The sequence below is a fragment of the Hoyosella altamirensis genome, assembly GCF_014191505.1.
In the GTDB taxonomy this organism is placed as follows: Bacteria; Actinomycetota; Actinomycetes; order Mycobacteriales; family Mycobacteriaceae; genus Hoyosella; species Hoyosella altamirensis.
Genome location: NZ_JACHWS010000005.1, coordinates 80,647 through 99,756, shown reverse-complemented (window position 1 = coordinate 99,756; position 19,110 = coordinate 80,647). Strand labels below are relative to the sequence as shown.

General features: G+C 62.4%; 21 protein-coding genes. 16 read left to right on the top strand and 5 right to left on the bottom strand.

Annotated elements, in window-relative coordinates:
* Positions 1-4 precede the first annotated feature (4 nt).
* Both FHU29_RS21495 and FHU29_RS21490 read left to right on the top strand, forming a co-directional pair.
* Positions 5-1,534 carry an RsmB/NOP family class I SAM-dependent RNA methyltransferase gene (locus tag FHU29_RS21495; RefSeq protein WP_064438780.1) on the top strand — a complete coding sequence of 510 codons (1,530 nt, stop codon included), beginning with the start codon at positions 5-7 and terminating at the stop codon, positions 1,532-1,534.
* Positions 1,535-1,544: 10 nt separating this feature from the next.
* The gene (locus tag FHU29_RS21490) at positions 1,545-2,987 is read left to right on the top strand and encodes an amidase (RefSeq protein ID WP_083962102.1); all 1,443 of its coding nucleotides are present in this window, start codon (positions 1,545-1,547) and stop codon (positions 2,985-2,987) included.
* Positions 2,988-2,989: 2 nt separating this feature from the next.
* Here FHU29_RS21490 and FHU29_RS21485 read toward each other — a convergent pair whose 3' ends face one another.
* From FHU29_RS21485 to FHU29_RS21475, 3 genes are all read right to left on the bottom strand, one after another.
* Positions 2,990-3,202 carry a hypervirulence associated TUDOR domain-containing protein gene (locus tag FHU29_RS21485; RefSeq protein WP_064438781.1) on the bottom strand — a complete coding sequence of 71 codons (213 nt, stop codon included), beginning with the start codon at positions 3,200-3,202 and terminating at the stop codon, positions 2,990-2,992.
* Positions 3,203-3,345: 143 nt separating this feature from the next.
* Positions 3,346-3,771, bottom strand: coding sequence for a hypothetical protein (locus FHU29_RS21480; RefSeq protein WP_064438782.1), 426 nt, complete (start codon positions 3,769-3,771; stop codon positions 3,346-3,348).
* Positions 3,768-4,148, bottom strand: a complete 381-nt coding sequence (locus FHU29_RS21475) for a hypothetical protein (RefSeq protein WP_064438783.1) — start codon at positions 4,146-4,148, stop codon at positions 3,768-3,770. Before FHU29_RS21475 ends, FHU29_RS21480 begins: the two co-directional genes overlap by 4 nt.
* Positions 4,149-4,189: 41 nt before the next feature.
* Between FHU29_RS21475 and rpe the strand changes: the two genes are divergently transcribed.
* From rpe to secG, 14 genes are all read left to right on the top strand, one after another.
* Positions 4,190-4,879, top strand: coding sequence for a ribulose-phosphate 3-epimerase (gene rpe, locus FHU29_RS21470; protein ID WP_064438784.1), 690 nt, complete (start codon positions 4,190-4,192; stop codon positions 4,877-4,879).
* 10 nt (positions 4,880-4,889) lie between these two features.
* Positions 4,890-5,894, top strand: a complete 1,005-nt coding sequence (ribD, locus tag FHU29_RS21465) for a bifunctional diaminohydroxyphosphoribosylaminopyrimidine deaminase/5-amino-6-(5-phosphoribosylamino)uracil reductase RibD (RefSeq protein WP_064438785.1) — start codon at positions 4,890-4,892, stop codon at positions 5,892-5,894.
* 35 nt (positions 5,895-5,929) lie between these two features.
* Positions 5,930-6,613: a riboflavin synthase gene (locus FHU29_RS21460; RefSeq protein ID WP_064438786.1), complete on the top strand. Its 684-nt coding sequence runs from the start codon at positions 5,930-5,932 to the stop codon at positions 6,611-6,613.
* Positions 6,614-6,618: 5 nt separating this feature from the next.
* Entirely contained in the window at positions 6,619-7,887 is a 1,269-nt protein-coding gene (locus tag FHU29_RS21455; protein ID WP_064438787.1) for a bifunctional 3,4-dihydroxy-2-butanone-4-phosphate synthase/GTP cyclohydrolase II, read from the top strand.
* Positions 7,884-8,375 (top strand): 6,7-dimethyl-8-ribityllumazine synthase, encoded by a 492-nt coding sequence (gene ribH, locus FHU29_RS21450; protein WP_064438788.1) that lies wholly within the window; start codon positions 7,884-7,886, stop codon positions 8,373-8,375. Before FHU29_RS21455 ends, ribH begins: the two co-directional genes overlap by 4 nt.
* Entirely contained in the window at positions 8,372-8,839 is a 468-nt protein-coding gene (locus FHU29_RS21445; protein WP_064438789.1) for a PH domain-containing protein, read from the top strand. The genes ribH and FHU29_RS21445 overlap by 4 nt, the downstream gene beginning before the upstream one ends.
* A 59-nt stretch (positions 8,840-8,898) precedes the next feature.
* On the top strand, positions 8,899-10,893 hold the full coding sequence (uvrC, locus tag FHU29_RS21440) for an excinuclease ABC subunit UvrC (RefSeq protein ID WP_064438790.1): 1,995 nt from the start codon (positions 8,899-8,901) through the stop codon (positions 10,891-10,893).
* Positions 10,894-10,955: 62 nt separating this feature from the next.
* On the top strand, positions 10,956-11,840 hold the full coding sequence (rapZ, locus tag FHU29_RS21435) for an RNase adapter RapZ (protein ID WP_157094895.1): 885 nt from the start codon (positions 10,956-10,958) through the stop codon (positions 11,838-11,840).
* Positions 11,837-12,883, top strand: coding sequence for a gluconeogenesis factor YvcK family protein (locus FHU29_RS21430; RefSeq protein ID WP_064438791.1), 1,047 nt, complete (start codon positions 11,837-11,839; stop codon positions 12,881-12,883). The genes rapZ and FHU29_RS21430 overlap by 4 nt, the downstream gene beginning before the upstream one ends.
* Positions 12,874-13,857, top strand: a complete 984-nt coding sequence (whiA, locus tag FHU29_RS21425; RefSeq protein ID WP_064438792.1) for a DNA-binding protein WhiA — start codon at positions 12,874-12,876, stop codon at positions 13,855-13,857. Before FHU29_RS21430 ends, whiA begins: the two co-directional genes overlap by 10 nt.
* A 124-nt stretch (positions 13,858-13,981) precedes the next feature.
* Positions 13,982-14,998 (top strand): type I glyceraldehyde-3-phosphate dehydrogenase, encoded by a 1,017-nt coding sequence (gap, locus tag FHU29_RS21420; RefSeq protein WP_064438793.1) that lies wholly within the window; start codon positions 13,982-13,984, stop codon positions 14,996-14,998.
* 15 nt (positions 14,999-15,013) lie between these two features.
* The gene (locus tag FHU29_RS21415; protein ID WP_064438794.1) at positions 15,014-16,243 is read left to right on the top strand and encodes a phosphoglycerate kinase; all 1,230 of its coding nucleotides are present in this window, start codon (positions 15,014-15,016) and stop codon (positions 16,241-16,243) included.
* Positions 16,244-16,246: 3 nt separating this feature from the next.
* On the top strand, positions 16,247-17,029 hold the full coding sequence (tpiA, locus tag FHU29_RS21410; RefSeq protein ID WP_064438795.1) for a triose-phosphate isomerase: 783 nt from the start codon (positions 16,247-16,249) through the stop codon (positions 17,027-17,029).
* A 173-nt stretch (positions 17,030-17,202) separates the two neighbouring features.
* Positions 17,203-17,436, top strand: a complete 234-nt coding sequence (secG, locus tag FHU29_RS21405; protein ID WP_064438796.1) for a preprotein translocase subunit SecG — start codon at positions 17,203-17,205, stop codon at positions 17,434-17,436.
* A 2-nt stretch (positions 17,437-17,438) separates the two neighbouring features.
* Here secG and FHU29_RS21400 read toward each other — a convergent pair whose 3' ends face one another.
* Together FHU29_RS21400 and pgl are read right to left on the bottom strand one after the other, a co-directional pair.
* Positions 17,439-18,344, bottom strand: coding sequence for a hypothetical protein (locus FHU29_RS21400; protein ID WP_064438797.1), 906 nt, complete (start codon positions 18,342-18,344; stop codon positions 17,439-17,441).
* Positions 18,341-19,099, bottom strand: a complete 759-nt coding sequence (gene pgl / locus FHU29_RS21395) for a 6-phosphogluconolactonase (protein ID WP_064439089.1) — start codon at positions 19,097-19,099, stop codon at positions 18,341-18,343. Before pgl ends, FHU29_RS21400 begins: the two co-directional genes overlap by 4 nt.
* Positions 19,100-19,110 lie beyond the last annotated feature (11 nt).

The window sequence follows — 19,110 nt, the reverse complement described above, 5'->3', positions numbered from 1 at the left end:
TCCAGTGAACGCCGACGAGTCAAACAGCGGCCGGGAGCAGGGCCGCGGCCGACAGGGCCGCAACCGGAAAGACACCCCGCGCGGTGGGCGGCAGGCGGGAAACACGCGACCGGGTCCCAGGCGCAGCGGTGAAGACCCCGGCCGGCGCGGGCCGCGCCGGAGTGAGCCGAAATCACTAGTGGATCCAGCGCGACACGTGGCCTGGGACGTCCTGAACGCAGTCCGTACCCGCGATTCGTACGCAAACCTGATGCTGCCCGCGCTGCTACGGGAACGAAAAATCACCGGCCGCGATGCCGCATTCGCGACAGAATTGACGTATGGGACCTGCCGTGCGTTCGGTCTCCTCGACGCGATTATCGGCGCGGCGGCAGACCGCGACGTGTCCACCATCGATGGTGACGTCCTCGATGTGCTGAGACTTTCGGGATATCAGCTCCTTCGGACCCGAGTGGCCGCGCACGCTGCTGTCAGCACTGGGGTAGCGCTCGCAAGAGAACAGTCAGGCGAGCACATCACAGGATTCGTCAACGCTGTGCTGCGCCGGATATCCCAGAAGACCGAGGCGGAGTGGGTTGCTGAACTGTCGCCGCCCGATCCGATAGGACGGCTCGCGTTCACGCACGCCCATCCTCGATGGATTGCCCAGGCCTTCGCTGACGCTCTCGGAGCGGCGGCGGGTGAGCTGGCAGATGCTCTCGCTGCCGACGACGCGCGACCGGTCGTCCATCTTGCCGCCCGTCCGGGGGAAATCTCCGGTGAGGAACTCGCGCTGATCACGGGCGGCGAAGAGGGACCGTATTCCCCGTATGCTGTGCGCCTCGAATCGGGGGGCGACCCTACAGGACTGGAGCCCGTTCGCGATGGGCTCGCGTTCGTTCAGGATGAGGGGAGCCAGCTGGTCGCGCTCGCGGCGGTTCGGGCAGAGGTCGACGGTGACGACAGGGGCCGCTGGCTTGACCTTTGCGCAGGTCCCGGCGGGAAAGCCGTGATGATGGGTTCGCTTGCGCGGATCGACGGCGCGCACCTCGATGCGGTGGAGGTAGCGCCGCACCGGGCGAAGCTGGTCCGTCAGGCTGTTGACGGTTTACCAGTGACAGTGCACGAAGCGGACGGCCGTGACCCGAATCTGGCCCCAGGCTTCGACCGGGTCCTTGTTGACGCACCCTGCACGGGCCTTGGCGCGCTTCGGCGACGGCCCGAAGCACGCTGGCGGAGACAGTCGAGCGATATCCGGGAACTCGCGAAATTGCAGCGCGAACTACTGGAGTCAGCGGTAAAGCTCGTTCGCCCTGGCGGGGTAGTGGTGTATTCCACGTGCTCGCCGCATCTTGCTGAAACGACGATGATCGTGGCACAAGCCGTCCGCAAGCACACGTTGGAGGAACTTGACGCTTCCGCAATCCTCGGTGATATTGAACGCGCGTCCAACGGGAAGAGCGTGCAGCTGTGGCCGCACCGGCACGGCACCGACGCTATGTTAGTCGCGGTGCTGAAAAAGCCGCAGCACCCCCAGCAGCTAGCTGCCGAGTAGCATCGCTTGAGTGTTGGAGAACCAGACGTTCCCACGGCGCGGAACCGAGCGGACACATGCGTTCACAGATGACGTACTCGGAGATGCGGACGCGGTAGGTATCGCACAACGGATCCGAAGCCGGGATATCAGCCCCGCAGAGGCGCTCGAGGCGGCGATATCGCGGGCGCAGTCTGTCAACGGGCCTCTGAATGCGATACAGGTGCCTGCTTTTTCGCGTGCCCGGGACTCGCTGCGCGGCGGGGCGCACCCCGACGGCGAGTTCGGTTGCGTGCCCACGTTTCTGAAAGACAACGTGAATATGGCGGGGCTGCCCACAACGCGTGGCTCAGTCGCGTTTTCTCCGTCTCCGGTGCGGCGGGATGACCGCTTCGTCACCCAGTTTCTGTCGCTCGGTTTCAGTGTTCTCGGAAAGACGCGTCTCCCAGAATTTGGATTCAACGCGTCGACTGAATTCATGGACGACGAGCCGACGCGGAACCCGTGGAACCGCGCGTACTCGGCGGGGGCATCGTCAGGCGGGGCCGCGGCGCTCGTTGCGAGCGGGGTGGTCCCAATCGCACACGCAAACGACGGAGGCGGTTCCATCCGCATCCCGGCCGCGGCCTGTGGGCTTGTCGGGCTGAAGCCAAGCCGTGGGCGACTGCGGTCGGAGCCGTTACACGATGCGCTGCCGGTCCGGATCATCTCGGACGGCGTACTGAGCCGCAGTGTCCGGGACACTGCGGCGTTCTTCACCGCCGCTGAACGCGTTCATCGCAACTCAAGCCTTCCGCCCATAGGTGCAATCGACCGGCCTGGCCAGCGACGACTGAGAATCGGCGTGGTGACGGATTCGGTCCTCGGGCACCAGACCGACAGCGAGACGACAGCAGCGGTGCTGGCGACGGCCGAATTGCTCTCAGACCTCGGCCACCACGTCGACCAGGCGCCGACCCCAGTGGATCCCGGTTTCGCGGAGGACTTTCTGCACTACTGGGCATTGCTCTCGGTGATGCTCACGGTCCCGGGCCGGTGGATTCATGGCAAGGATTTCAGCATGGAGCGCATCGACGGACTGACTCGCGGCCTGGTCGAACGGTTCTGGCGCAACGCCCACCTGACACCGGCCGTGCTATACCGTTTGCGCCGGACCGGCGACCTCGTTCGGACGAAGCTCGAACGGTGGGACGTCATTCTGAGTCCAGTAGTCAGTCATACGACGCCGCCGATCGGCTACTTATCGCCGCGTCAGCCTTTCAGCGAGTTGATCGAACGGCTGACCAGGTACGTCGCATTCACACCGTTGAACAACGTGGCGGGTACTCCCGCGCTGTCCCTTCCGCTCGCCAGCACAGCGGCGGGGCTACCGATCGGAGTGCAGTTCTCGGCGCACGAGGGACAAGAGCGCGTACTCCTGGAACTTGCACTGGAACTGGAGGCGGCGGCGCCATTCCGGACGATCACCGCGTGAGTTCACTCGAGTTCACTCTGGAGTTTGATTACTCGTGTGCCGTCGTCTTGCGTGATGACGACGGCGGGATTGTCCGAGCTGCCATTGCGAGTGATCGTCTGTCCCTTGCTTTGAATGCTTGTTTTCTCAGGCGATACGCGCACAACCTCGCCTGAGGCGGTTCCATTGCCCCATTTCCACGCGACCATGTCACCGGCGCTGCAACTTTTGCTCATTTCTTGCCGACCGCCTAACTCGCTCGAGATGAGTTGCTAGTTGAAGATGTCCCCAACAAATCCATCAGTAAACGTCAACGAAACCCCCTGATTCAGGCATGTTTTGCTGACCTGGGCAGATGGATTTCTTCAGGGGGTGGACCTCAGCGCGCGGTATGGCGCAGCCACCACAGTCCGACGATGGGCAGCACGAGCGGGATGAAGAGGTATCCCTGGCCGAAATGTGACCACACCGTCGGCTCGGGGAACCATTCTGGGACAACGAAACTGATTGTTCCGACGGTGACGACGCCGACGAACTCGATGATGCAGGACCAGGTGGCGAGTCGCCGGGAAACCGAACTGGCGCGCGCGAGCGCGAACGTCGCGAGGATGTAGAACGCAGCAGCTACAGCGGACAGGATGAAGGCGATCGGTGCGACGTGAAATCGATCCACGATCTGTACGAACGAGCGCGCCGCCGCCGCGAGACTAAACACCGCGTAGACGGCGATGAGAATGCGGCCAGTCCCCGTACGGGTGCGTTCGCGCACCACGTCTTCGGAACTGCCAGATGTGCTGACTGTCATACTCCTGCGCTCCATAGTTCGTGCATTCGAAGCACCATCACGGGTACTGCGACGAGGCCTACTGTCAGTACTCCAGCGCCAGCGCGACTCCGGTCACCCAGCGCCCACCAGGTGGCGATGGGGATGATGAACGGAACGCCGATCAAGTAAAGCACCAACGTGAGTGCCGACACTTCGCGGTCACTTGTCAGGAGCAGCATAAACCCCGCGAATGCCTGCACGATGGTGAGCGCCTCAGTGAGTGCGAGCACGCCAAACAGGGCCTTGTCACTCACCCGGCGGAGATCGACGGGCCGATCGGCAATGAGTTTGATCAGCGCCCACAGCGCGGCGGCGAGAGCGAGCACTGTGATGGCGATGGAAAGTGCGGTGATCATCGGGTTTAAGACTTTAACACCGCACCTCTTAGACTCGCACCATGGCTGCTCACCCAAAGGGTCCGATGATCGCCCCTTCGATCCTGTCCGCGGACTTCGCGCATCTCGCCGATGAGGCCGACGCCGTCCGGGGCGCCGACTGGTTGCATGTCGACGTCATGGACGCACATTTCGTCCCAAACCTCACGCTCGGCCTCCCCATCGTCGAAAGCTTGCTTAAGGCGACGAACATCCCACTCGATTGCCACCTGATGATCGAAAATCCGGAACGGTGGGCGCCGCCGTACGCGGAAGCGGGTGCATACAACGTGACGTTCCACGCCGAAGCCACCGACAACCCGGTAGCGGTCGCACGTGACATCCGCGCCGCGGGGGCCAAAGCGGGCCTGTCGATTAAACCCAATACCCCGCTGGATCCGTATCTCGAGATTCTCCGTGAGTTCGACACACTGCTTGTGATGAGTGTCGAGCCGGGCTTCGGCGGTCAGAAGTTCATGCCGGAAGTGCTGGAGAAAGCTCGGCGTGTTCGCAATCTCGTCGATTCCGGTGAACTCACACTCCTCGTTGAGATCGACGGGGGTATCAACATGGATACCGTCGAGGCGGCCGCGGAAGCAGGGGTTGACTGCTTCGTCGCAGGGTCTGCTGTCTACGGCGCCGACGATCCCTCCGTAGCAGTGGAGAAGCTGCGTTCGCGAGCGCTTCACTCGTCCCCGCACTTGGCGATCTAGCAGGCAACCCATGCTTCATCTCAGTGATGCGATGCGGCTGGCGGTCGAGGCTTCGGAGCAGGTTCGGGGCACGACAAGCCCAAACCCGCCGGTCGGGGCTGTCATCCTCGGCGTGGGCGGCAATGTCGTCGGGGTAGGTGCGACACAGCCGCCTGGTGGACCGCACGCTGAGGTTGTAGCGCTCAACGAGGCGGGTGCGCAGGCTTTTGGCGGAACCGCGGTCGTGACGCTGGAGCCGTGCGACCACTTCGGCCGTACCCCGCCGTGCACCAGGGCGCTCATTGAATCGGGAGTCGCCCAGGTGCACTACGCGGTGGCGGATCCTGTCGCGGAAGCATCTGGCGGGGCGCAGACACTGGCGCATGCCGGCATCGTGGTCACGGCCTGGCATGACCCGGCGCCGGTGACGCAGGGGCCGCTGCGGGCCTGGCTGCACCGCCAGCGGACAGGACGGCCGCACGTCACGTACAAGTACGCGGCGAGCCTTGATGGGCGGTGCGCGGCGGCGGACGGTTCAAGCCAATGGATTTCCGGCGTGGAATCTCGTGCCCGAGACCGGCTCGAACGTGCCCGGGTTGACGCCATTGTCGTTGGAACTGGCACTGTCTGCGCCGACGATCCTTGGCTCACGGCCCGCGCGCCAGACGGGACGCTCGCCGATCACCAGCCGATTCGGGTCGTGATGGGCGTGCGGGAGCTCCCGAGCGGTTCACGGGTGAATGATGATGCCGCCCCGACGCGCATCGTACGGTCCCGTGATCCCATGGACGTGATCGAAGCGCTCGACGACTGTGTGGACGTCGTGGTGGAGGGTGGACCAACGGTCGCGGGTGCGTTCCTGCGCGCAGGTCTGGTCGATCGAATCACCGCCTATGTGGCTCCGATTGTGCTGGGGGCCGGCCCTGCAGCGGTCGCGGATGCTGGGGTAGGAAATATCACAGACGCAATTCGGTTTCAGTGTGAGAGCGTTGATCGGCTTGGGGACGATGTGCTTATAAGCCTCATACCGCGATAACGTGGTTGACGGACAGCGGTGAGGAGCGTAGGCGAGTGTTCACAGGGATCGTCGAAGAACTGGGTGAGGTTGTCGCTACGGAGATGCGTGGTGATTCCGCGCGCCTGACAGTGCGGGGACCCCTGGTGACCTCCGATGCGTCGCACGGAGATTCGATCGCGGTCAACGGTGTCTGTCTCACTGTGGTTGATGTTCTTTCTGACGGCAGCTTCACCGCAGACGTCATGGGCGAAACTCTCCGGCGCAGCAGTCTTGGTGGTGTAAGCGCAGGCGGGCGGGTCAACCTAGAACGTGCGCTGGCTGTTGGCGGTCGTCTCGGCGGGCATATCGTGCAGGGCCATGTCGACGGCACGGGCGCCATCATCAGCAGAAACCCCATGGAGCATTGGGAGGTGGTGCGCCTTTCGCTGCCCACCCACCTAGCGCGTTACGTCGTTGAGAAGGGATCGATCACCATTGACGGTGTCTCCCTGACGGTGTCGGCCGTCGGCAGGGATGAGTCCGGCGACTATTTTGAAGTGTCTTTGATACCCACGACGCGAGAGTTGACCACGTTGGGCAGCGCCAGCGCTGGCGCGACCGTCAACCTCGAGGTCGATGTGATCGCGAAGTATGTGGAGCGGCTTCACAGCGTCAGCAGTGAAAGCTCTCCCGGTGAAGGGCTCCGCTACGGCGGCGCCGCCCTACAGGACACCGCTTCGGGCGGGGTCGAGGAGTAAGTGCAGTGATCAGATTCGACAGTGTCGAACGCGCGATCGCCGATATTGCCGCGGGCAAGGCGGTTGTCGTCGTTGACGATGAAGATCGTGAAAACGAAGGTGACTTGATCTTCGCCGCGGAGAAAGCCACGCCGGAGTTGCTGGCCTTCATGGTGCGCTACACGTCAGGCTACGTGTGTGTGCCGCTCGACGGTGCTGATTGTGACCGCCTCGGCCTTCCGCCGATGTTTGCGACAAACCAGGACAAGCATCAGACCGCGTACACGGTAACGGTGGACGCGAAAGAGGGCGTTGGGACAGGGATTTCCGCGGCCGACCGTTCGATCACGTGTCAGCTGCTAGCGGACCCGGCTGCCCGCCCCGAGGACTTCACGCGGCCAGGTCACGTCGTACCACTGAGGGCGAAAGAGGGCGGCGTCATGCGGCGGGCCGGGCACACCGAAGCGGCTGTGGACCTGTCGCGCCTTGCCGGCCTCCGGCCTGCAGGCGTGATCTGTGAGATTGTCAGCCAGAAGGACGAAGGCTACATGGCCAAGGCTGATGAGCTTCGAGTCTTCGCCGACGACCACAATCTTGCGATGATTTCGATCGCTGATCTGATCTCCTGGCGGCGTAAGAACGAGAAGCACGTCGTTCGAGTCGCAGATGCGCGAATCCCAACGCCTTACGGTGAGTTCCGGGCCGTCGGCTTCCGCAGCATCTATGACGAGGTCGAGCATGTCGCCCTGGTTCTGGGGGATATTCCAGGTCCGGACGGCAAAGGCACGGACGTTCTGGTCCGGGTGCACTCAGAGTGCCTCACCGGAGACATCTTCGGTTCGCTCCGGTGTGATTGTGGTCCACAGCTTGATGCCGCGATGCGGATGGTTGCTGAGGAAGGCCGCGGTGTAGTCCTCTACATGCGCGGACACGAAGGCCGCGGAATTGGGCTGATGCACAAACTGCAGGCCTACCAGCTACAGGATGCCGGTTCTGACACCGTCGACGCGAACCTGGCGCTCGGCCTTCCCGCGGATGCGCGTGACTATGGAATCGGTGCACAGATCCTCGTTGATCTAGGGGTAACCACCATGCGGCTGCTAACGAACAATCCAGCTAAGCGTGCCGGGCTGGATGGATACGGGCTTGCCATCAGCGACCGAGTACCGATGCCCATCCGTGCTAACAAGGAGAACATTCACTACCTGCGCACGAAGCGTGACCGGATGGGTCATGAACTCGAAGGTCTCGATGAGCACTTTGACCAGCGCGGGATTGAAGGGGGCGCGACATGAGTGGCGGCGGCGAGCCCGAACTTCGCCTCGACGAGGCATTCGACGTAAAGCTCGGGATTGTGGCGGGCCAATGGCACACCGAGATCTGCGAAGCGCTCATCTCTGGAGCCCAGCGGATCGTTGACGAAGCCGGCGTGCGGAAGGTGACCCTTGTGCGCGTCGCCGGTTCGATGGAGATCCCAGTGGTGGTCCAGGAACTCGCCCGGACCCACGATGCGGTGGTCGCGCTGGGCGTCGTCATCCGCGGCGAGACGCCGCATTTCGAGTACGTGTGCCAGTCAGTCACGGACGGTTTGACACGTGTTTCGCTGGATGAGGCAACCCCGGTAGGTAACGGTGTGCTGACGGTCAACACGGAAGCGCAGGCGCGCGATCGTGCCGGACTGCCAGGTTCGTCGGAGGATAAAGGTGCGCAGGCGTGCAGCGCGGCACTGGACACGGCGGTTACGCTGCGCCGTCTGCGACAGACTGGGGGAGCAAGGGCATGACAGCGAAGACCGGCGAATGGGAACTCGTCGTCCGGGCGCGGAAGATGCCAAAGTGGGCTGCGGTCGCTGCGCTCTCAATGTTCCTCACCTTTGTGGTGCTTGGGATCTTGCTCGGCAGCGCAAACACAGGCGTGTATTTCCGGCTGGCGGATCAGATTGCGATGGTGCTGCTGGGCGCGTTCTTCGGTGGCCTATTCCTGCTTCTTGCGCGTCCGAGACTGCGAGTGGGCCGCGCCGGGGTGGGTGTGCGCAATTTCTTCTCGGAGCGCGTGATCCCGTGGGAAATTGTGGACGGACTCAGCTTCCGGAGCGGGGGAAGCTGGGCTCGCCTCGAGTTACCGGAAGACGAGTACATTCCGGTGCTGGCCATCCAGGCTAAAGACGGTCGGCACGCTGTCGCAGCGGTCGAAAAGTACCGCGATCTGGAGGCGCGCTACGGATTGCCGCGCATCGATGCGGTGTGATCTGCATGCGAGTTCGCTGCGTACGGGAGTTTGTCGGATCGTGCCGCTAATCTGGGCTCGTGCCTGATCCGTCGACCTACCGGCCCGCTCCGGGTTCGATCCCGCTAGAACCCGGGGTTTATCGTTTCCGTGATGCCAGCGGACGGGTGCTCTACGTGGGTAAGGCTAAGAGCCTGCGCAGTCGGCTGAACTCGTACTTTGCGGACCTAACCGGGCTGCAGCCCCGGACCCGCAAAATGGTGACGACCGCGTCCGGGGTGGAGTGGACAGTTGTAGGCACCGAGGTCGAAGCGCTGCAACTGGAATACAACTGGATCAAGGAATTCGATCCGCCCTTCAACGTTCGGTACCGGGACGACAAATCGTATCCCGTGCTCGCGGTGACGCTGAATGAAGAGTATCCCCGCCTATTCGTGTATCGCGGGCCGCGAAAGAAGGGCGTGCGGTATTTTGGGCCGTATTCTCACGCGTGGGCGATCAGGGAGACACTCGATCTGCTGCTCCGCGTATTCCCGGCCCGAACCTGTTCGGCGGGGGTGCTCAAGCGGCATCAGCAATTGGGACGGCCTTGCCTGCTCGGATATATCGGAAAGTGCTCAGCTCCTTGCACGGGGCAAGTAGACGCTACGGAGCATCGCCGGATAGTCGAGGATTTCTGCGACTTCCTTTCTGGCAAGACTGATCGTATGGTCCGCGAGCTTGAGCGTCAGATGAATGAGGCGTCGGAGGCCCTCGACTTCGAGCGCGCGGCCCGGCTGCGTGACGACATCGGCGCGCTGCGCCGTGCACTGGAAAAGCAGGCCGTTGTGCTGGGTGACGGCACTGATGCGGACGTTGTTGCTTTCGCCGCGGACGACCTGGAGGTGTCACTGCAGGTCTTCCATGTTCGCGGCGGGCGAGTGCGGGGCCAGCGCGGCTGGGTGATTGAGCGCGTCGGTGAGCAGGACGATTCCGAGATGGTGGAGGAATTCCTCACGCAGTTCTATGGCGAGCAGCAGGCGCTTGCCCAGGATTTGCCTGAAGGCGCGCGTAAGAGCGCGAGTCCGATTCCGAAGACGGTGCTAGTTCCCATGCTGCCACCCAATACTGAAGGTCTGGAGCGATGGCTCAGCGAGTTGCGGGGGTCGGCGGTGCGCGTCCGGGTACCACAACGCGGTGATAAGAAGGCACTTGCTGAGACAGTGCGGCGTAACGCGCACGAGTCACTCGCGCAGCACAAGTTGCGCCGCGCCGGGGACCTGACTGCGCGCTCTGCCGCATTGCAGGAACTGCAGGACACCTTGAGTCTCGACACAGCGCCGCTGCGAATCGAATGCGTCGATATCAGCCACGTACAGGGGACTGACGTGGTCGGTTCGCTTGTCGTGTTCGAAGATGGCCTGGCACGGAAATCGGATTATCGGCACTACACGATCAGGGAAGCTGCCGGTGAGGGCCGTTCCAACGACGTCGCGAGCATCGCAGAGGTAACGCACCGCAGGTTCGCGAGGTACCGGAGGACTGAAGAAACCGGCGTGCCTGCCGACGGGGCCGCGTTTCAGGCGCTGGATCCCGAAACCGGTCGGCCGCGAAGGTTTGCCTATCCGCCAAACCTATTCGTCGTGGATGGTGGCTTGCCTCAGGTCAATGCCGCGTCGGCGGCGCTCGAGGAGCTGGGGATCACCGACATCGCGGTTATCGGGCTCGCGAAACGCCTCGAAGAGGTGTGGCTGCCTGGCGAGGAATACCCCGTCATTTTTCCGCGTACGAGTGAAGCGCTATTTCTGCTGCAGCGAATCCGCGACGAAGCTCACCGGTTCGCGATCACGTTCCACCGCAGCAAACGGTCTCGCCGCATGACCGAATCAGTCCTCGACACCATCCCAGGACTTGGGCAGACGAGGAAGACCGCGCTCGTCACCCACTTCGGCTCCGTCGCGCGCCTGAAAGCCGCCTCATTGGGCGAGATCACCCAGGTTCCAGGGATCGGCGACATGACCGCGCGCGCCGTGCACGAGGCACTGAATAGGGATTCTTCGCCCGAGCGCTCCCCAGGGCGGGCCTCGGTCGAATAACCTCAGCTGTGGCGCTTCCGCGCCCGGCGAACCTCAGACGACTGCGAGGGACAGGAACACACGTGAGTGAGCTACAAAGCCCGCCCGATATTGACGTCACTCTCATCACGGGGCTTTCTGGAGCGGGCCGCGGAACCTCGGCGAAGGTACTGGAAGATCTCGACTGGTACGTGATCGACAATGTTCCGGCTGAACTCGTGCCGCAGGCCGTAGACCTGAGCCTTGCTGCCGACAACCCGACAAAACGTCTCGCGGTGGTGCTCGACGTACGTAGCCGGGCCTTCGCCGGTGGCCTCGATTCGGTGGTGCGCGAGCTTGCGACGCGCAACATCACACCCCGCGTGCTCTTTCTGGAGGCATCAGACGCCGTCCTGGTCCGGAGGTACGAGCAAGTCCGCCGGAGCCACCCGCTCCAGGGGGACGGCACCCTCCTTGAGGGGATCGCAGCCGAACGCAAGCTCGTGGCGCCTGTCCGTGCGATGGCTGACGTCGTCATCGATACGTCCAACTTGTCGGTGCACGATTTGCGCGCACGCATCGAACCGGTATTCGAGGATGCGAACACTCGCAAAGTGAAGATCGCGGTACTTTCTTTCGGGTTCAAGTACGGCCTGCCGATCGACGTGGACATGGTGCTTGACGTACGCTTCCTGCCCAACCCCCATTGGATTCCGGAACTCCGGCCCTTCACGGGACGTGACGATGGCGTGCGGGAGTATGTGCTCAGCCAAGCTGGTGCGGGTGAGTTTCTTAAAACGCTCCGCGACTTGCTCGCTCCGGTGCTGAAGGGCTATCGGACGGAGGGCAAGCGCTATATGACGATTGGGGTGGGCTGCACTGGTGGAAAACACCGGAGTGTCGCGATGACGGAAGCGATCGCACAGATACTGTCTGAAGACGACGGCATCACTGTTCGTACTCGTCACCGGGATCTGGGCAGGGAATGACAGCGCCGAACTCACACATGGAAACGCCCCGCTCGCCATCGATTGTTGCGCTTGGCGGCGGTCATGGCTTGTACGCGACGCTGAGTGCCGCACGGCAGCTCACCGACGACATCACCGCCGTGGTGACTGTCGCTGACGATGGGGGATCGTCGGGACGCCTTCGCTCTGAGCTTGATCTTGTGCCCCCGGGTGACCTTCGGATGGCGCTCGCAGCGCTCGCAGATCATGAGAGCCATGCGCAACTGTGGCGGGACGTGGTTCAGCACCGGTTCCGCGGTACGGGGGCACTCGCGGGCCACGCCGTTGGAAACCTCATCCTGGCGGGGCTTACCGATGTGCTCGGGGACATCATCAGCGCCCTCGACGAACTAGGCCGAATTCTGGGCGTACGAGGCCGCGTGCTGCCCATGGCCACGATCCCATTGCAGATTGAAGCCGACGTAGTAGGGCTTGAGGAAGACCCGCGTATCAACAGGGTCATCAGAGGGCAGGTCGCGGTCGCGACGACGCCCGGCCGGGTGCGCCGCGTACGCCTGTTGCCGAGCGAACCGGTTGCGTGCCGCGAAGCGGTCACGGCAATAGCGGATGCCGATCTGGTGGTGCTGGGGCCGGGCTCATGGTTCAGCAGCGTCATTCCGCACGTGCTCGTACCGGCCCAGCGCGACGCGCTGATCGAGAGCCGGGGCAAGCGCGCGCTGGTGCTCAACCTGGGCCCGCAGGCGGGGGAGACCGCTGGATTCTCCGCCGAGCGGCATCTTCACGTACTCTCGCAACACGCCCCCAGTTTCCGGGTAGATCAGGTCATAGTTGATGCGGGCACGGTGCCGCCTGGCAGCGAGCGAGCTCATCTGTGCCGGGCAGCCGCGCAACTGGGTGCAGAAGTGCGTTACGCCGACGTGGGCGTACCAGGTACCGCTAAGCACGACATCTTCAAGCTCGGCGCGGTGCTAGGCGAATTGCTGGGGGACGGCAGTCAGCGCACGGATTTACGGAAAGATACTGAAGTAAGGATCGACCGGAAGGAATCGGCGCCGTGGCAATGACTGCGGAGGTCAAGGATGAACTCAGCCGTCTGTCTGTCACCCAGGTCAGTGCGCGAAAGGCAGAAGTCTCTTCGCTGCTCAGATTCTCCGGGGGACTCCATATTGTCGCCGGACGAGTCGTTGTCGAGGCAGACGTAGACATGGGTTCGATAGCTCGCCGACTGCGGCGGGAGATCCACGACCTGTACGGATACAACGCAGATATTCACGTAGTTGGCGCGAGCGGACTACGAAAAAGCACCCGATATCTTGTTCGGGTCGCGAAAGACGGGGAAGCGCTCGCCCGGCAGACGGGTCTGCTTGATCTTCGCGGACGTCCGGTTCGCGGACTGCCCGCCCACGTCGTTGGTGGCGGCATTCAGGATTCGGAAGCCGCCTGGCGAGGGGCTTTCCTGGCGCACGGTTCCCTCACTGAACCCGGCCGTTCAGCCGCCCTCGAGGTCGGCTGTCCAGGCCCGGAGGCAGCGATGGCGCTGGTAGGAGCTGCGCGGCGGATGGGGATCGCTGCTAAAGCGCGCGAGGTGCGGGGCGCCGACCGTGTAGTGGTTCGCGATGGCGATGCCATTGGTGCGTTACTCACCCGTATGGGCGCTCAGGACACTCGCTTGGTGTGGGAGGAGCGCCGGATCCGCCGTGAGGTGCGCGCAACGGCTAATCGCCTGGCAAACTTTGATGACGCAAACCTTCGACGTTCGGCGCGGGCTGCTGTGGCAGCCGCAGCGAAGGTCGAGCGCGCATTGGAGATTTTGGGCGAAGAGGCCCCGGAGCATTTGGCTGCAGCGGGGCGGCTGCGTATCAAGCATCGGCAGTCGTCGCTCGAAGAATTAGGGCAGCTTGCCGACCCGCCATTGACCAAAGATGCCGTTGCGGGCCGTATTCGCCGACTACTGTCTATGGCCGACCGCCGAGCACGTGAACTGGGCATTCCAGACACGGATTCAGCGGTTACGCCCGAACTTCTCGACGAAGCATGAATGCCGGTCCGATTGGACCAGGGTTGAGACTAGGGTGAAGAAAAACCAGAGCAGGAAAGAACTACCCAGTAGGCCGCTGAGAATGTGCGGCAGATAATCACGACAGATTGAAAAGGAGCTCACAGTGACGATTCGCGTAGGTGTGAACGGCTTCGGCCGAATTGGACGTAACTTTTTCAGGGCAGTCGACGCATTGCGTTCCGCTGGAAGCAGCGATATCGAAATCGTTGCGGTCAACGATCTCACAGCCACGGAAACACTCGCTCACCTGCTGAAATATGACTCAATTCTGGGTCGCTTGCCTTACGACGTGTCGGTTGAAGGCGACGAGATCGTTGTGGGAGAGCAGCGGATCAAGGCCCTGAGCCTCCGTGAGGGCCCGGCAGCGCTTCCGTGGGGCGACCTCGGGGTCGACGTGGTGGTTGAGTCCACCGGTATCTTCACCGATGCAGCCAAGGCCAAGGGCCACATCGACGCGGGCGCGAAAAAGGTCATTATCTCGGCCCCAGCGAAGGGCGAGGACATCACGATCGTGATGGGTGTCAACGATGGCAAGTATGACGGCAGCCAGAACATCATCTCGAACGCCTCATGCACCACAAACTGCCTTGCTCCGCTCGCGAAGGTAATCGATGACGAGTTCGGCATCGAACGCGGTCTCATGACCACAATTCACGCCTACACGCAGGATCAGAACCTGCAGGACGGTCCGCACAGTGATCTGCGGCGCGCGCGTGCTGCCGCGCTGAACATCGTCCCGACCGGCACCGGCGCAGCGAAGGCGATCAGTCTCGTCCTTCCGCATCTCCGGGGCAAGCTCGACGGATACGCGCTGCGCGTTCCTATCCCGACGGGTTCTGTCACCGACCTGACGGTCAATGTGCGCAAGTCCGGTTCGATCGATGAGGTGAACGGGGCTTTGAAGTCGGCTGCAGAGGGTCCTCTCAAGGGAATTCTCAAGTACTCCACCGCGCCGATTGTGTCTAGCGACATCGTCACCGATCCGCACTCGTCCATTTTCGATGCACCGCTGACCAAGGTGATCGATGATCAGATCAAGGTTGTCAGCTGGTACGACAACGAGTGGGGCTACTCGAACCGCCTCGCGGATCTCGTTGGTCTTGTCGGCAAGTCCCTTTAAGAGGTCACCATACAAATGACGGTCAAAACTCTCCAGGAACTCCTGGCAGAAGGTGTTTCAGGGCGCACTGTGCTCGTTCGCTCTGATTTGAATGTTCCGCTCGAGAACGGACGCATCACGGACGCCGGCCGGATCATCGCATCCGCGCCGACGATCGGGGCTCTCGCGGACGCGGGTGCTCGCGTGATCGTGGCGGCTCATCTGGGGCGGCCGAAGGGTGCGCCGGATTCCGCGCTGTCACTCGCTCCGGTCGCGCAGCGGCTCGGCGACGAACTCGAGCGGTACGTGCAGCTAGCGGGTGACGTCGTGGGTCAGGACGCGCAGGAACGCGCTGCCGGACTGACCGAGGGCGATGTTCTCTTGCTGGAGAATGTGCGCTTCGAATCGCGGGAGACGAGCAAGGACGATGCTGAGCGTCAGGCGCTAGCGCGTGAACTGGCAGCGTTGACGGGAAATGACGGCGCCTTTGTCTCTGATGGGTTCGGCGTTGTGCACCGTAAGCAGGCCTCGGTATTCGATGTGGCGCAGCTCTTGCCGAACTATGCGGGCGGGTTAGTCGCGACTGAAGTTGATGTCCTCACACAACTCACCACGGAGGCTGCCCGCCCCTATGCGGTGGTTCTCGGCGGTTCCAAGGTGTCCGACAAGCTCGCGGTTATTGAAGCACTCGCACCGAAGGTCGACACCCTTGTGATTGGTGGCGGGATGTGTTTCACGTTCCTCGCCGCTGAGGGGCTGCAGGTCGGTTCATCCCTACTACAGGAAGAGATGATCGATACCTGTAAGGATCTGCTGGATCGCTATGCCGACGTCATCCATCTTCCCGTGGACGTTGTTGCCGCGGACAGTTTCAGCGCGGACGCGCAAACTCAGACGGTGCCCGCCACGGGCATTCCGGAAGGCTGGATGGGGCTCGACGTTGGCCCAGATTCAGTTAATCGTTTCTCTGCGGTGCTCAGAAACGCCAAAACAATCTTCTGGAACGGCCCCATGGGTGTCTTCGAGTTCCCGGCTTTCGCTGCTGGAACCCGCGGGGTCGCCGAGTCGATCGTCGAGGCTACCTCGAAGGGGGCATTCAGCGTCGTCGGCGGCGGTGATTCCGCGGCTGCTGTGCGACTTCTCGGTTTACCCGAGGATGGCTTCTCCCACATTTCGACGGGTGGCGGAGCCTCGCTAGAGTATCTCGAAGGCAAAGAGCTGCCGGGTATCTCGGTACTCGCTGACGACCCAGCATCGGAAGGATGAGGCATGCCGCGTAAGCCGCTCATCGCGGGCAACTGGAAGATGAACATGAATCATCTTGAGGCGATCGCGCTGGTCCAGAAGATCGCCTTCGCGCTCCCCGATAAGTACTACGAGAAGGTTGACGTAGTCGTCGTGCCACCGTTCACCGACCTGCGCAGCGTTCAGACCCTGGTTGAGGGCGACAAGCTGAAGGTCGCCTACGGAGCGCAAGATGTCAGTGTTCACGAATCGGGTGCCTACACCGGTGAGGTGAGCGGGCCGATGCTGGCGAAACTCGGCTGCAAGTTCGTGGTTGTGGGCCACTCGGAGCGTCGCATTTACCACGGTGAGGACGATGAACTCGTTTCGAACAAGGCCAAAGCGGCGCTGAAGCACGGGCTGACCCCGATCATTTGCATCGGTGAGGGGCTCGACATCCGTGAGGCGGGCTCGCATGTTGAATACAACATCAACCAGTTGCGAAACTCGCTCGCTGGGCTGTCGCAGAAAGAACTCGCGAAGATCGTAATCGCCTATGAGCCTGTGTGGGCGATTGGAACTGGCAAGGTTGCGTCCGCGGCTGACGCGCAAGAGGTATGTTCCGCTATCCGTTCAGAGCTGTCGCGAATAGCGACGCCAGAAACGGCCGGAAGCATCCGTGTGCTGTACGGCGGTTCCGTCAGCGCGAAGAACGTCGGTTCGATCGTGGGGGAATCTGACGTTGACGGTGCCCTTGTAGGTGGAGCCTCACTCAAGGCGGACGATTTCGCGCAACTGTGCGCCATCGCCGCTGGCGGCCCCTTCTGATTCGCGGCAGCGGCATGCACTAATTGTTGAGCGCCGCGGCCCCATCAAGCCCCAGGGCTGACATGATGGGCCGCGGCGTCTCGGCGTGTTCGAACTGATGCCGAACGACAGGTAAGATCGACCCGGCAACTGCGCCGATTCGGCGCCGAAGCGACGCAAACATAAGGACCTTCATGTCACTGTTTCTGGACATCGTGCTGGTCGCTACCAGTGTGATGATGATCCTGCTAGTCCTCTTGCACCGTGCTAAGGGCGGCGGTCTGTCCTCACTGTTCGGAGGCGGCATGCAGACCAGCCTGTCAGGGTCGACTGTCGCGGAGAAGAACCTCACCAAGCTGACGATCTACATTGCGATCGTATGGGCAGTGTCCATCGTCGGGATGGGTCTTAATATTCGCTACGCGTGACCTTAGGGTTGTGAATGCGGCTGCGGCCAGGCAGATGATGCTGGTCCGGCCGGATGGCCGGGACCTGACCGTCCTGGACCGTTCCCTGTGAAGCTCTCCAGCCGGTTGCGCACCGCGGGCACCCGGAGCACGATGAGCAGCAGGGGAGTCGCGACCGCGATGCTGAGTGCATTTAGGTGGCGCTCAGAAACCAGGTAGCCGACAACGGCCACCGCGCCGAGGGTGCCGTAGACGAAGGTGATGTAATCAACCGTCGGCCGCCAGTAGTTCCCTGCACCCCACGCTGCGACAACAGTGATGACAACGATGCACGCGGCCAGCACCCATGACTGCCACTGGGCGGCAAGGGACTCCTCTCGCGAATAGTCGACCTCCAGCCAGCGTGTAACGGTCATGAATGCGGCGGTAATACTCAGAACCGCACCCACCACGACGTTGGCCATTTCGTGGCGGCTTAGCCGTGCAGGGAGGCGGGTAGGCTCAGGCGGGCTTTCTGGCTCGGCGATCCGGGCCGGCGCGTGTGAATTTCTCTGATCATGTGTAGGCGAACGCGTGAGGGTGTCGATCCATCGGTGAACTCCGAGCAGGAAGATGACGCCAAAGAACAACGGAATCCACACGATGCCGATCAGCATCTCGAAGTAGCGGGCGGTGACACCATCGATGATGACGGAAACTACCGCGAAAACAAGGTAGACCCTCCCGAGGAAGCCTGCTGAGGACCGCTGGAAGTGCTGGGAGGTCCAGCCGCTGCCGGGCACGATCACAGCGGCACACAAGCCGAGCGCGATGCGCCGCCACAACGCTCCGTCGTCCGGCACCTCGGGCCACAAACTGCCAACACGAAAGAGCAACCCACCAGCTAGGGTGATAAAGATTGCGAGGTTGACTAGTTCGTGTCGTTTCACCGTAGGAGCTCTGCCGCGTTCTTGTCGAGGAACCAGGTTGTGCCGTCACGGCCTTGCGCTCCCGCAGCTGGGTAGTCAGCCGGTGACGCGCGACCCACGGCTTTTGCCACCGCGGGCGCCTTGTCCGCTCCTGCTACGAGGAACCACACTTCTCTCGAGCTGTTCACGACCGGGTATGTCAAAGTGATTCGCTGGAGCGGGGGTTTCGGGGAGTCGAACTCCGCGATGACAGCTCGTTCACGCTCGGCAAGTGTCGCTTTACCCGGAAAGAGTGAGTTGATGTGGCCGTCCGGGCCCATGCCCAGCAGGTGGACATCTAGCTGCGGAATATTGCCGTCAGGTGTGAGGGAGCGCAATTTTTCCTCGTATGCTCGCGCACCGGCAGTCACGTCCCCGGCGAAATCACCTTCGTCGCACGGCATGCGATAGACGCGAGCCGCATCCACAGGAACATGTGAAAGCAGCGCTTCGTCCGCTTGCGCATCGTTGCGGTCCTTGTGACCCGCTGGGAGGAAACGGTCATCGCCCCAAAAGATGTCCACCTTGCCCCAGTCAATAGGGTTGCCGACCGAACGCAAGGCGCGAAGCACAGCGATTCCTGTACTTCCACCTGTGAGCGCGATTCGCGCAACCCCGCGGTCCGACTGCGCAGTGACGATCGTCGCAGCAAGGCGTTGCGCCGCAGCCGAGGCGAGCGCATCGCTGCTGTCGAAGACGAGGATTTCGGGGGAATGCTGAGCGTGCTGAGAATTCATACCCGAATCCA